Consider the following 13827-nt stretch of genomic DNA (forward strand, 5'->3'; position numbering starts at 1 on the left):
CGCGCCGCCGAGGCGGGCCACGCCGACCCGCAGTCCCTGCGCCACCGCTACGAGGCCGCCCAGTGCCTGGAACAGCTCGGCCAGCCGACGGCGGCGCTCTCCGAGTACCGGGCGCTGCTGCCGTACTACGAGAACCGGTACGTGGCGGCGGGCGACCCGCAGCTCGCCCATGACGTCCGCCGCCGCATCGGCCACCTCCTGCTCGCCCTCGGCGACCGTCCCGCGGCCCACGAGACCCTGGCCCGGCTGCTGCACGACGTGGAACGCTCCCAGGGACCCGGCCACCCGCTCGCCGGCGAGATCCGCCGGACCCTGCAGTGGCTGGGGCAGGTGCGCGGATGACCTGACCGCGCCGGAGGAGGGACCCGGCCCCGGGCCGTCCGCGGAGCCGGCGGCGGACCGGCCCGGCAGGTCACGCACGGCGGCGGCCCCCGAAGCCCGGCGCGGACGGGCCCGGGCGCACGCGGGGCGGGTGACGTGCACCACACAGCGCTTGGCCGAAACGCGGCCTGTGCGACGCGCCGGGTGGTGCGACATCCGATGCGAGCGGCGAAAGGCCGACCCGCCTCCATTTCGGTGGCGATGGTCGATATTCACCTTGGGAACGATGGGGGAGTGTGCGGCGGTAAGGGGAGAATTGGGGGGTGGTCGACCAGCTCCCGGGGGGTGGGCGAGTTCGAGTCATTGTCACGGAAGGGTCGTGACAGGTTGTGAACCCCGTGTGAAGATCCATCGCTGGTACAGAGCGTAATCGCGCCAGTGAGGACTGCACATGTCATCTCTGCTCCACCGGGACAGGCGGCACAGATCCGCCGATCCCGAACTGCCGTTCCGGCCCCTGCCGTCCATGGGACGTCTGCGCCCCGTGGCGCTGGCCTTGACCTTGCTGATGGCGGTCGAGGCCGCCGTGGTCATCGGGCACACGGGCGAGGCCGTCGCGCTGTCACGTGAGGCCGGGGGCGTGGAGGCCTCCGGCAAGCCCGGGAACCAGGGGCCCGCGACCGCCGCCTCGGAGGCGGCCGCGCGGATCAAGGCGAAGATCCAGAACCGTCGGATCGAGGTCACCGACGCCCGTACGGAGACCTCGACGACCTACGTGAACCCCGAGGGCACGGTCACGGAGGAGGTGTATGCGGGACCGGTCCGCTTCAAGGGTGACGACGGCGCGTGGCGCGACGTCGACGCGTCGCTGATCCAGGACGGGGACGGGTCGATCCGGGCGAAGGGCCACCCTCACGGGCTGACCCTCGGGGGCAGGAAGGCCGCCCCCAAGGGCCTGAAGGCGGCCGGGGAGAAGAGCGCGTCGGCGCCGGCGCCGCTGGTGACCATGGAGGACCGTGCGGGCCGGCGGATGCGGCTCGGCTGGTACGGCGCCCTGCCCACGCCCACGGTCGAGGGGGCCGAGGACACGGTGGCCCGGTACGAGGACGTGCTGCCGGCGACCGACCTGCTCATCGAGTCCACGCGGACCGGCTACGAGCAGTTCCTGGAACTGAAGAATCGTTCCGCCATCGATGCCAACGGGCAGGTCGCCTACAGCCTGGAGGCCAAGGGGCTGACCGCGAAGGCCCACGCGGACGGTTCGGTCACCTTCACCGACGCCAAGGGCAGGACCGCGGGGGTCCTTCCGGCGCCGGTGATGTGGGACGCCCGCACCGACAGGAGATCCGGTGAGCGCACGCACACCGCGAAGGTCGGGGTGAAGGTCGCGCAGGACGGTGACGCGATCACCCTCACGCTGACGCCGGACGCCGGGTTCCTGGCCGACGAGAAGACGCGGTTCCCGGTCACCATCGACCCGACCGTCAACGTGGGCGCCAGCTTCGACACGTTCGTCCAGGAGGGCTACGGCACCGACCAGTCCACCGCCACCGAGCTGAAGATCGGCAACAACGGATCCGGGCAGGTCGCCCGTTCCTTCCTGTCGTTCCCGATGAAGAACATCACCGGGAAGCAGATCAACGCGGCGAAGCTCAACCTGTACGGGTTCTACTCCTGGTCGTGCACGGCCAAGGGCTGGGACCTGTACAGCACGGGGGCGGCCTCGACGAGCACCCGCTGGACCAACCAGCCCGGCTGGGGCGCGAAGCACGCCACCAGCACCCAGACCAAGGGGTACTCCGGCTCCTGCAACGACGGCTGGGTCAACATCGACGCGACCTCGCTGGTGAAGTCGTGGGCGTCCAACGGCAACGGCACCAACCACCTGGGACTGCGCGCCTCCGACGAGTCCGACCCGTACGGCTGGAAGCGGTTCAACTCCGGCAACGCGGCGTCCAACACGCCGTACCTGTCGGTGACCTACAACTCCGTCCCCGCCGTGCCGACCCTGGTGTCCCCGGCGGCCGCGGCCGCCACCAACGTCACCGCGCCGACGCTGTCGGCGAAGGCGCTGGACGGGGACGGCTCGCAGGTCAAGTTCGACTTCGAGGTCTGGACGCCCAACGGCACCTCCGCGCTGCGCTCCGGCGCCAGTGGCTACGTGGCCTCCGGCGCGCAGGCGTCCTGGAAGCCCCCGGCGCTGCCGGCGGGCGGTTACAAGTGGCGTGCGCGTGCCTCGGACGGGTCGGCGACCAGCGCCTGGTCCGCCTTCCGCACCCTCACGGTCGACACCACCGCTCCGGCGACGACGAAGGTGTCCTCCACCGACTTCCCGGCCGGCCAGTGGTCCGGGACACCGGACGACAACGGCGACTTCACCGGCACCTTCACCTTCACCCCGCCGGCCGCCGACGTGAAGGAGGTCCAGTGGAACCTGGACGGAGGCGCCTGGCAGTCGGCGGCCACCACCGGTGCGGCCGTCTCCCGCAAGCCCGTCTTCCGCGCGGGCAGGCACACCCTGACCGTGCGCACCAAGGACGCGGCCGGGAACGTCTCGGCCACCACCGGCCACACCTTCTACGCCGGCTCCGGTGCGGCCCTGCTCACCCCCGGTGACGGGGACCGGACCGCCCGCCGCACCGAGCTGACCGGTCAGGGCAAGACGGGCGACACAGGGGTGCGCTACCAGTACCGCCGCGGTGAGACGGACACCTGGAAGGACGTCCCCGTCAAGGACACGCGCCGCAAGGCCGACGGGTCGACCCCGTCCGCCTGGCCGGTGAAGGTCACCGGCGGCGAGGCCGAGGCACTGGTCTGGAACGTCACCGACACCTTCGGCGAAGACGGCCCCGTGGACGTCCGCGCGGTGTTCACCGACGGCACCACCAGCGACGCGTCCCCGGCCGGCACGATCACGGTGGACCGCGACGCCGGCGAGGCCCCCGGCGAGGAGATCGGTCCCGGCAGCGTGAACACGCTCACCGGTGACTTCGGCCTGTCGGCCACCGACGCCTCCGGGTTCGACCTGGCCGCCACGCGTTCCTTCTCCTCCCGCCGCCCGGCGAACGGGTCCCAGCAGGAGGGGCAGGTCGCCCTCTTCGGTCCGCAGTGGACCGCGGGCACCCTGGCCGAACTCTCCGACAGCGACTGGGCCTACGTGCGCACGACCTCGGCGACGTCGGTGGCCGTCGTGGACGTGGACGGTGAGGAGATCGGCTTCACCGCGGTCAAGGGCGGGGGCTGGAAGCCGGAAACCGGCGCCGAGGACCTGACCCTGACCGGCACGCAGACGGGCTCCTTCACCCTGAAGGACACGGAGAGCACCACCTCGGTGTTCACCAAGGTGGACGCGGCGGCCACCACCTGGCAGCTGTCGAGGACCTTCCTGCCCACCGAGAACTCCACCACGACCGTGATCTCGGAGAAGGCCACGGTGGACGGCAAGGTCCTGGCCCGCCCGAAGTACGTGATCGCGCCCTCGTCGGCGGTCCCCGCCGCCACCTGCGCGGGCACGCCGTCCACCAAGGGCTGCCGGATCCTGGAGTACCAGTACGCCACCACGACCACGGCGAGCGGCGGCACGCTCGGTGACGTGGCCGGACAGGTCACCCGGATCCGCCTGTGGACCACCGCCCCGGGTGCGTCGGCCTCCACCGCCACGGTCGTCTCCCAGTACGCCTACGACGGCCAGGGCCGCCTGCGCGAGCAGTGGGACCCGCGGATCTCCCCGGCGCTGAAGACCGCCTACACCTACGACAGCGCCGGCCGCGTGGTCACCCTGACCCCGCCGGGCGAGCTGCCGTGGACGTTCGAGTACGGCAGGGCCGGCTCCGGCACGGTGGCCGGTGACGGCATGCTGCTGGCGGTCTCCCGCCCGACGCTGAAGGCCGGCAGCAAGGACGAGCAGGACGGCGGCAGGGCCACCAGCTCCGTCGTCTACGACGTGCCGCTGTCCGGCGCCAAGGCCCCGAACCAGGTCTCGCCCGCCGAGACCGCGAAGTGGGGCCAGACGGACGCCCCGACGGACGCCACCGCGATCTTCCCCGCCGACCAGGTGCCCGCCTCCCACACCGGTGGCGACCTGGGCGCGGCCGACTACGACAAGGCCACCATCACCTACACCGGCGCCTCCGGCCGCGAGGTCAACACCGGTCTGCCCGGCCGGCACCTGACGGCCAAGCAGTACGACCGGTTCGGCAACACCGTCTTCGACCTGTCCGCCACCAACCTGGAACTCGCCCTGGGCGACGAGGACTACCAGGTCACCACCCAGAGCGAACTCGGCATCCTCGCCGACTCCCCGGCCGAACGCGCCCGCAAGCTCGGCACCGTCTCGGTGTACTCGGACGACGGCAAGCGCATGCTGGAGCAGTCCGGGCCACTGCACCTGGTCACGCTGACCAAGGCCCTCCGGGGCGACGAGGACAGCCCCGACCTCCCGGCCGGCTCCCTGGTCGCCGCACGCGAGCACACCGTCCACCGCTACGACGAGGGCCGGCCCACCGACGGCAGCGCCACCGTCTCCGACCAGGCCACCACCACCTCGGTCGGCGCGGAGATCGACGGCTACCCCACCGACGGCGACGTGCGCACCTCCACGACCGCCTACGACTGGGTCAAGGGCCTGCCCACCAGCGAGGTCACCGACCCCGGCGGGCTCGAGCTGACCAGGACCACCGCCTACGACGCCCGGGGCAGGGTCGTGAAGACCACCCTCCCCGAGTCCAACGGCTCGGACGCGGGCGCCACCGTCACCCGCTACTGGTCCGCCACCGGCACCGGCACCTGCGAGGGACGGCCGGAATGGGCCGACCTGGTCTGCTCCACCGGCCCGGCCGGAAAGATCGCCGGCGGTGGCCCGAACCCGGACGAACTGCCGCTCAGGACCACCGAATACGACCGCTGGGGCAACGAGGCCAAGGTCACCGAGACCGCCAACGGCGTCACCCGCACCACGGAGAACACCTTCGACGCGGCCGGACGCCTGACGCGGACCGAGGTGACCGGCGGCACCGGCACCGCGGTGCCGGCCCAGACCACCACCTACGACCCGGGCAACGGCTCCGTGGCGACCACCGCCAACGGCACCGCCACCATCCGCCGCACCACCGACCTGCTCGGCCGGGAGATCACCTACGACGACGGCGCAGGCAACACCACCCGCACCCAGTACGACAACCGGGACCGCAGGATCAGGGCCACCGACTCGGCCCCCTCCACGGTCACCTACGACTACGACAACCCCGCCGGACTGCCCACCAGGGTCCATGACTCCGTCATGGGCACGATCGGTGACGTGACCGGCTTCTACGACTCCGACGGCCGCCTCTACAAGCAGAAGCTGCCGTGGAACATGGACGTCGAGTTCAACCTCGACCCCACCGGCACCGAGACCTCCCGCTACTGGCACTGGGAGTCCGGCTGGACGGTCCAGGGCGAGTCCACCACCCAGTCCATCCACGACCAGGTCGTCACCCGCACCACCTACACCGGCGGCGGCGCCCACCAGGAGTACACCTACGACGCGGCGGGCCGCCTGACCCGGGTGGACGACTCCCAGTCCGGCGTCACCACCCACCGCGCCTACACCTTCGACGACAACACCAACCGCACCTCGCTGACCACCACGGTCGACGACGTCGACGGCGGCGAACCCACCACCGGGACCGTCGACTCCACCTACGACAGCGCCGACCGGCTGATCTCCACCGGTACCGTCTACGACGCCTTCGGCCGCACCACCGCACAGGCCGACGGCGCCAGGAACGCCTACTACGCCAACGACCTCGTCCGCCGGATCACCGCCGACTCCCGGCGCACCACCTGGAGCCTGGACGCGGCCGGACGCCTGGCCTCCTGGGCGACCGAGGAGCAGGCCGAGGACGGCACCTGGGGCACGGCCGCCACCAAGACCAACCACTACGGCGGCGACGGCGACAGCCCGGACTGGATCGCGGAAGGCGACGGTGCCGTCAGCCGCAGCCTCGAAGACCTCTCCGGCAACCTGATCGCCACCACCGGCGCGACCGGCGACGTCGTCCTGCAACTTGCGACCCTGCACGGCGACATCGGCACCCAGATCCCGCTGGTGGACGACACCACGCCGGTGGTCAACGGCTACGACGAGTACGGCACCCCGCTGCCCGGCACCGACCCGGCCCGCTACGGCTGGCTCGGCGGCAAGCAGCGCTCCGCCGAAACCCCCAGTGGCGTCACCCTCATGGGCGTCCGCCTCTACGACCCCGGCACCGGGCGCTTCCTCTCCGTCGACCCCATCGCCGGCGGCAACGCCAACGCCTACGACTACGTCCACGCCGACCCGCTCAACCGGTACGACCTCGACGGCAAGTGGAGCTGGGGAAAGAAGCAGTGGAACCGGTTCACGAACAAAATGACCCGTATAGGCCGTAATCCGAATTGGCGTTCCGTCTACTGGTCCGGGAAAATGGCGATCGGAGCAGCCGGGCTCGTCACCCCGTTCGGTCGCGTCAAGACCGTCCGGAGGATCTGGAAGGCTGCACGGAACCCCCGAAAGACCCTCAAGCGATGCGGCGCCTCAGGAGGCAGGCTGGTCACCTGCGCGCTCGCGGGATGGGGTGCCCAGACCGTGGTCAACGACTACAGGAACTGGAACAGGAATCGAAAGTTCCGAAACGCGTGGAATGACGCGCTGACGCACTCGAGCCGCCGTTCCATCTGCAGGAAGTACACGGGCAAGAACAGCTGTCGGTAGTCCGTCGGTCGGCAGGGGGCCGCGTGCGGCTCCCTGCCGGCTCCGAGTGAATGCATCTGCAAGGGAGTTCGCGTGGGTAAGTACAAGCTTTCCCCTCTTCTCTTCTTCCTCCCCTTCCTGCTGGTGAGCGGGATCGGAAATGTCCAGGAGGGTGGCTGGTCCACGCTGTGGGGCGCATGCGAGATCGTGCTGGGTGTCGCCGTGACGTTCTACACCGTCAAGGGAATCAGGGATGTCAGGAAGGAGAGGGGCGAGCAGGGATGAAACCGCCCGGCGGCGGTAGCGCGGGGCCTGCGGGCCCGATGGGGCGCGGCAGTGACGGGCGGGCTCGCCCGCCGAGCCGTGGGGGATGTGGGGAGGAAACCTCCGGTTTGCCCGCCGGGAGGGCGCGTGGGGGAATGCTTGCCTTGCGGTTCGAGCACTGTTTGACTGTCGCGTCACCGGTCGTGACGCGGCATTCTTGGGCATCAGAAGAAATTCGGTTCCCCGTCACAGAGCATTCCGGGAGCTCATCGATGTTTCGACGTCGTCATGATGAACGTCGCGCCCCCTCGGCGCCGGTCGCTTCGGATGCGATCGAAATCGTGGCTCGAGAGTTGGTCGCCCTCGTCGGAGTTTTCGAGCACGCCCATGCCCGGATTTCCGAGTTGAGTGACGCGGGTGGGAAGCGGATTGCCGGTGCCAGCGGATCCGGTCTGATACCGGCACTTTACGCGCGAGCCGGACTGGCGTCGGTCCAAGGTCTCCGCGGCATTCCCCTGCTGGTCGACGAGATCGGCCTGCTCGAGGCCGCGGTGATCAACTTGGAGTCGTACGAGGGGAATGAGGTCGTACTGGTCACCGGCTACGAGTTATTGGACGATTTCGCACGCCGCGAAAGGAATTCCCGTCCTCTGCGCCGAAGGCACGGAATCCTGACCTTCGCCGATGAGGTCGGGGACCCGACCCAGGTTCTGTGAGGAGTCCCGGCGCGGGCGCTCCGCCCGGTGCGGGCCGGACGCGGCGGCCCGCGGACCCCTCCGCACCCGGCGGCCCCCCGGACCGGGCCACCGTCCGCCTCCTTCGGGCCCGTCGGGCCCGCGGGAGGCCGTCCCCGCAGCGGCGGGGGAACGCGGCCGACAGCGGGGCCCCGGCGGAGCGCGCCGCGAAGACCGCCCGGCGGACGGCGCGGCGGTGCCGGAACTCCCGGTGAATCGTTGGTCGAATGGGTTGGCCGGAGCCCGGTCGCTGCCTACCATCGATCACCGCAGGACTTTGTGCACCGCCGCACAAGCTCTCCTCAGGAGGTTTCCTTGCACCGCCGTCGCCGCACCGCGCTCCTCCTCACCGCCGCCCTCAGCGCGGCGGCCCCCTTGCTCACCGCCTGCGGGAACGATGCGCATCCCGGGGCGGCGGCCGTCGTGGGCGGCCAGCGGATCACGGTGTCGCAGCTGGAGAACCGGGTCGACGAGATCCGCGAGGCCCAGCAGGCCGCGGTACCGGACCGGGCCCAGTACCAGCAGGCCGTCGCCCGCACCGGCGGCCTCACCCGCGACACCCTGCACAGCATGGTCCTGGACCGGGTGCTGGAACGCGCCGCGCACGACGCCGGGGTGACTGTCACCCCCAAGGAGGTCCAGGAGATGAGGTCCGGTCTGGAGGAACAGGCCGGCGGAACCGAGGAACTGGAGTCGGCCTGGCTCCAGCAGTACGGCGTCCCGCCGCAGCGGCTCGACGACAACTTCCGCCTCCAGCTCCAGGCGCAGAAGCTCGCCGAGCGGCTCGGCACCGACACCAGCAGGCCCGAGTTCTGGCAGGCGCTGTCCGAGGCGAGCAAGAAGCTCGACGTCGACCTCAACCCGCGCTACGGCACCTGGGACGACGAGAAGAGCAGCCGCGTCGACGCCGGGACCCCGTGGGTGCGCGAGGTCACGGGGGCGGCCGCGGCCCAGCCGGTCGCCTGACGCTCGCGCCGGTCGCCGGTCGCCGGTCGCCCGGCGCTCGGGCCGGTCGCCCGACGCGTCGGGTGTGCTCCCCCACCGGGCCGGTCCCCCGGGGACGACTTTCGGGGACCGGCGGCGCCGTGGGTTAGTTTCGGATCGTGAACGCAACCAGCCCCGCGGCCCCGACCGGCCGCATCGTCCTGCTCACCACCAGCCACCGCGTCGCGCCCGGCCTGCTGTCCTGGCCCGCCTGGCAGGCGCTGCACGCGGCCGACGAGGTGCTGTGCGCGGACGGCGCCCACCCGCAGCTGCCCTATCTGCGGGAGGCGGGCGTACCGGTCGAGGAGGCGTCCCCGGCCGCCGAGGACCTGGTGGGCGCCTGCGCCGGCGGGCGGACGGTGGTGGTCGTGGCGACCGGGGAGGGCGAGCCCGCCCTGACCGACGGCCTGGCCCGCCTCGCCGGCTCCGGCCGCGTCCCGATGCCGGAGCTGGAACTGCTCCCCGCCTCCTACGACCTGCCGGGCGCCCGTCTGCTCGACCTCGTCCAGGTCATGGACCGCATCCGCGCGGAGTGCCCCTGGTCCTCCCGGCAGACCCACGAGGGCCTGGCGAAGTACGGCATCGAGGAGGCGTACGAACTCGTCGAGGCGATCGAGGAGGGCGACCGGGACGAACTGCGCGAGGAACTGGGCGATGTCCTCCTCCAGGTCGTCTTCCACGCCCGGATAGCCGAGGAGCACCCCGAGGAGCCCTTCTCCGTCGACGACGTGGCCGGCGGCATCGTCGCCAAGCTCGTCCACCGCCACCCCCACGTCTTCGGCGACGAGACGGCGACCACCCCGGAGGAGGTCAAGGAGCACTGGCTGCGCACCAAGGCGGTCGAGAAGCGGCGCGCCTCGGTCACCGAGGGCATCCCGCTGGGCCAGCCGGGACTGGCCCTCGCCGCCAAACTCGCCTCCCGCGTCCGCACGGCCGGGCTGGACGTCCCCCTGCCCCGGGGGGAGGGCATCGGCTACGAACTCCTCGGCCTCGCGGTGCGGGCCGAGGCGGAGGGCACCGACCCGGAGGCGGCACTGCGCGCGGCCGCCCGGGCCTACCGGGACGCGGTACGGGCCGCGGAGGGCGTGGGGGAGTAGACGCCCCCCGGCCCCGTGTGCCGGCGGGAGCCCGTGGTGGGGAGCGGGGCGCACCACCGGCCGGTGTGCCGCCGGAGGCCCGTCGCGGGGAGCGGGGCGCGTCTGCCCGTCCGCCGCCGGATACGGTCGAGCGGTGACCGACCAGCCCCAGCCCCAGCACCGGCCCTCGTCCCCGTCCGACCGGGGCGCTCCCGAACTCTTCACCTGGGAGTTCGCGAGTGACCCCTATCCCGCGTACGCCTGGCTGAGGGAGCACGCGCCCGTGCACCGGACGCGGCTGCCCAGCGGGGTGGAGGCCTGGCTGGTCACCCGCTACGCCGACGCCAAACAGACCCTCGCCGACCCCCGCCTCTCCAAGAACCCGGCGCACCACGACGAGCCCGCTCACGCCAAGGGGAAGACCGGCATCCCCGGCGAGCGCAAGGCCGAGCTGATGACCCATCTGCTCAACATCGACCCGCCGGACCACACCCGGCTGCGCAGACTGGTCAGCAAGGCGTTCACCCCGCGCCGGGTCGCCGAGTTCGCGCCCCGGGTGCAGGAACTCACCGACGGGCTCATCGACCGGTTCGCGGAGAGCGGCTCCGCCGACCTCATCCACGACTTCGCCTTCCCGCTCCCCATTTACGCCATCTGCGACCTGCTCGGCGTCCCGCGGGAGGACCAGGACGACTTCCGCGACTGGGCGGGCATGATGATCCGGCATCAGGGCGGGCCCAGGGGCGGCGTGGCCCGGTCGGTGAAGAAGATGCGCGGCTACCTGGCCGACCTCATCCACCGCAAGCGCGAGGCCCTGCCCGCCGAGCCGGCCCTTGGCGAGGACCTCATCTCCGGTCTGATCCGCGCCTCCGACCACGGTGAGCACCTCACCGAGAACGAGGCCGCCGCCATGGCGTTCATCCTGTTGTTCGCGGGCTTCGAGACCACCGTCAACCTCATCGGCAACGGCACCTACGCCCTCCTCACCCACCCGGAGCAGCGCGAGCGGCTGCAGGCGTCCCTGGCCGCCGGGGAGCACGGACTGCTGGAGACCGGGGTGGAGGAACTCCTGCGCTACGACGGACCCGTGGAGCTGGCCACCTGGCGGTTCGCCACCGAGGCGCTCACCCTCGGCGGGCAACGCATCGCGGCCGGCGACCCGGTCCTCGTCGTCCTGGCCGCCGCGGACCGCGATCCGGAGCGGTTCGCCGACCCCGACACGCTCGACCTCGCACGGCGCGACAACCAGCACCTGGGGTACGGCCACGGCATCCACTACTGCCTCGGAGCCCCCCTGGCCCGTCTGGAGGGCCAGACCGCGCTCGCCACGCTGCTGACCCGCCTGCCGGACCTCGAACTCGCGGTGGACCCGGCCGAGCTGCGGTGGCGCGGCGGCCTCATCATGCGCGGACTGCGCACGCTGCCGGTGCGGTTCACCGCTGCGCCGACGGGATCCCGCCCGGCTCCGCCGGTGTGATCTCGCCTACGGAGCGCGGTGCCCGGCACCCGTGCCGAAATGACCCGGATGGTCGCCGAGTCCGCTCCGGGCCGTCCTTGGGCCCGCGCGCACGTGACGGTCCGGTCCGTCGTGGACACGGTCCGTCGAACCCGGACGGGACCCGCACGAAGGTGACATCCAGTCAACTCCGTGATCTTCATGTGATCTGCGCGGCATGAACTTGTGACAGACGTTCGACTGCGGCTACGTTCACCCCTCAAGCGCGGCGCCCCGCTTCTGCGGCAGCACAGTTCCGACCGCCGTGCGAGCAACCGTTGTCTGCGAAAGGTCTCCGCATGCTCTCCGGGAACGGTCGTCACCGTCGCCCCCGCCAGGCTCCGGCTCTCCTCGTCGCGGCCGGAGTGACCGGCTCGGCCATCGCGATCCCCCTCCTCGGAGCCGGAGCGGCCAGTGCGGCCGACGGCTCGACCTGGGACCGGGTCGCCGAGTGCGAGTCCGGTGGCTCGTGGAGCCAGAACTCCGGCAACGGCTACTACGGCGGCCTGCAGTTGACCCAGGCGGACTGGGAGAAGTACGGCGGTCTCGACTACGCGACCAGCGCCGACCAGGCCAGCCGCGGCCAGCAGATAGCGGTGGCCGAGAAGATCCTCGCCGACCAGGGCGTCGGCGCGTGGAGAGCCTGCGGGCTGCTGGGGGGCCTGGACCAGGACCCGTCCGCGCTCGACCTCGGCGCCGGCGCGGAGGGCGAGTCGACGGGCAAGCCCGGTTCCGAGAGGTCCGCCACCCCGGCGCCGTCCCAGTCCACCGGCTCCCCGGCGGACGCGAAGGACGGCAAGGGCGCCGCGGACGGCGAGGAGAAGGAGGAGGGCGCGGACGGACCGGCCGGGCCCGACGCCTCCGCCTCCCCGTCCCCCTCCGCTCCGGCCAAGGGTGACGACTCGGACAAGTCGGGGCGAAAGGACGAGGCTTCGGCGTCGGCCGACGACGAGAACGCCGGCAGCGGCCGCCACCGCGGCGCCAGCGCCGAGGAAGAGGTGAGCGAGGACCGCGACGCCGGATCCTCCGGCCGGCACGCCTCGCGCGGCGGCCTCGGCTTCCAGCGCGGCCTTGACAGCTCGTCCCCGTCGAGCGATTCCGGCGCGGGCGCCGGGAGCGGCTCCTCGGTCGCCTCCGACTCCCTTGCCCTGGGCGGCGGATGGCTCGCCCAGTACAGCGGCGGCGACGAGGCCCTGGGCGCGGCCGCCCCGAACCTCATCCTTCCCGGTCAGACGCTCGCATTCGGGTTCGGATCGGACGACGGCTGACGTCCGGCCGGCGGCCCGGTGCGCGGCTCCTCCCCGGCCGGTGGACAGCCGGGGAGGGCTGTCGGAAGGTGACGGGGCGACAGATGGACCGGTGTGCGAAAAGGCGCCTCGACAGCACGAGTTGAGGTCGTGTTTCGTGCTGAATGTCCGTTTTAAAGACGATGAGAGATAGGTCTCAGAAGCCCTGATCGTCTTTGAAAATCCGCCCGGGCCGTGTCTACGGTCGTGACCGCTCGCCATCGCGGGCCCCGGCTGCCGCCACGCCGAATCCTGCCAGTGGCAGCACGGGAACAGTCGTCGCGTCATGCGCCGTAGGCAGGAGCGGGGGACCCAAGGTAGGCGCCGAATCCGGTGAGTGATGCCGGATGCGGCTAGGGGTGAAGCCGCGTCCCGTGAGGGGCGCGGCCGGGCAACTCAACCGGCCCGAACCCGACAGCTCACCTCGTAGGCGTCGGTGAGGGGATCCAACCATGCTGTTTTCCGGCAAGGGCAAGCACCGTCGTCCGTCCAAGGCCACCCGTGTCATCGCCGTCGCCGGCGTCACCGGTGCCGCCGTCGCCGCCCCGCTGATGGCGGCCGGCAACGCGTCCGCCGCCACCGCCTCCGAGTGGGACGCCGTCGCCCAGTGCGAGTCCGGCGGCAACTGGTCGATCAACACCGGCAACGGCTACTACGGCGGCCTGCAGTTCTCCGCCTCCACCTGGGCCGGCTACGGCGGCACGGCGTACGCCGGCACCGCCGACCGCGCCAGCAAGGCCCAGCAGATCGAGATCGCCGAGAAGGTCCTCGCGGGCCAGGGCAAGGGCGCCTGGCCGGTCTGCGGCAAGGGCCTGTCCAACGCCGCCTACGCCGGCGGCGGTTCCGCCGGGGGCTCGGGCAACCAGAACTCCGGCAACCAGGGCGGCGGCTCCTCGCAGCAGTCCCAGCAGCAGGCCCCGCAGCAGCAGGCTCCGCAGCAGCAGGCCCCGCAGCA

At 71.8% G+C, this 13827-nt stretch carries 9 protein-coding genes and 1 riboswitch; all 9 genes read left to right on the forward strand.

The features are described 5' to 3' along the window. Positions 1 to 342, forward strand: a 342-nt coding sequence (locus AOK18_RS03535) for a tetratricopeptide repeat protein (protein ID WP_420865573.1), incomplete at its 5' end; no start/stop codon positions are given. 430 nt (positions 343 to 772) lie between these two features. Further along, the gene (locus tag AOK18_RS03540) at positions 773 to 7054 is read left to right on the forward strand and encodes a DNRLRE domain-containing protein (protein ID WP_240503037.1); all 6282 of its coding nucleotides are present in this window, start codon (positions 773 to 775) and stop codon (positions 7052 to 7054) included. A 72-nt stretch (positions 7055 to 7126) separates the two neighbouring features. Next, entirely contained in the window at positions 7127 to 7318 is a 192-nt protein-coding gene (locus AOK18_RS03545) for a hypothetical protein (protein ID WP_055693299.1), read from the forward strand. A gap of 251 nt (positions 7319 to 7569) precedes the next feature. Further along, positions 7570 to 8013 carry a hypothetical protein gene (locus AOK18_RS03550; protein ID WP_157865011.1) on the forward strand — a complete coding sequence of 148 codons (444 nt, stop codon included), beginning with the start codon at positions 7570 to 7572 and terminating at the stop codon, positions 8011 to 8013. A 333-nt stretch (positions 8014 to 8346) separates the two neighbouring features. Further along, positions 8347 to 8997: a SurA N-terminal domain-containing protein gene (locus AOK18_RS03555; protein WP_055693301.1), complete on the forward strand. Its 651-nt coding sequence runs from the start codon at positions 8347 to 8349 to the stop codon at positions 8995 to 8997. Between the two features lie 137 nt (positions 8998 to 9134). Then, positions 9135 to 10112, forward strand: coding sequence for a nucleoside triphosphate pyrophosphohydrolase (locus tag AOK18_RS03560; protein WP_055693302.1), 978 nt, complete (start codon positions 9135 to 9137; stop codon positions 10110 to 10112). A 133-nt stretch (positions 10113 to 10245) separates the two neighbouring features. Continuing rightward, positions 10246 to 11568 carry a cytochrome P450 family protein gene (locus AOK18_RS03565; RefSeq protein ID WP_055693303.1) on the forward strand — a complete coding sequence of 441 codons (1323 nt, stop codon included), beginning with the start codon at positions 10246 to 10248 and terminating at the stop codon, positions 11566 to 11568. A gap of 317 nt (positions 11569 to 11885) precedes the next feature. Beyond that, entirely contained in the window at positions 11886 to 12854 is a 969-nt protein-coding gene (locus AOK18_RS03570) for a transglycosylase family protein (protein ID WP_055693304.1), read from the forward strand. Between the two features lie 297 nt (positions 12855 to 13151). Further along, a riboswitch (cyclic di-AMP (ydaO/yuaA leader) is annotated at positions 13152 to 13320 on the forward strand. A 4-nt stretch (positions 13321 to 13324) separates the two neighbouring features. Continuing rightward, positions 13325 to 13827: transglycosylase family protein (locus AOK18_RS03575; RefSeq protein WP_167738646.1), on the forward strand; the 503-nt coding region annotated here is incomplete at its 3' end.

The sequence above is a fragment of the Streptomyces prasinopilosus genome (assembly GCF_001419695.1).
GTDB lineage: Bacteria > Actinomycetota > Actinomycetes > Streptomycetales > Streptomycetaceae > Streptomyces > Streptomyces prasinopilosus.